General features: G+C 39.8%; 1 protein-coding gene. It reads left to right on the forward strand.

Translation table 11 applies throughout. The features are described 5' to 3' along the window. Positions 1–238 (forward strand): hypothetical protein (locus AB4496_RS12535; protein ID WP_372131069.1); only part of this gene is annotated, 238 nt, incomplete at its 5' end. Between the last annotated feature and the right edge of the window lie 13 nt (positions 239–251).

Below are 251 nucleotides of genomic sequence, written 5' to 3' on the forward strand. Positions count from 1 at the left end.
ACCTATAGCTTTGATCGGCTGCGGGGGAGATAGTTCAAAAAAATCAACCACCACTTCAAAGCCTAAAACCCAGCAAGTTACCGCGACTAAATCTACTCTAAACCAAAAACTGAACAAGGTAGATTTGCAATCAAAAAAACTGAGCTCAGAAGGCGTTAATACGATTATGAACTTGCCTGTCGGAAAGACGAGCCTATCTATCTCTACACCGACCAAATTCAGTCAAGTTAAACAATAGATATTGAAGGATT

The sequence above is a fragment of the Vibrio sp. 10N.222.46.A1 genome (assembly GCF_041473595.1).
Classification (GTDB): Bacteria; Pseudomonadota; Gammaproteobacteria; order Enterobacterales; family Vibrionaceae; genus Vibrio; species Vibrio tasmaniensis_A.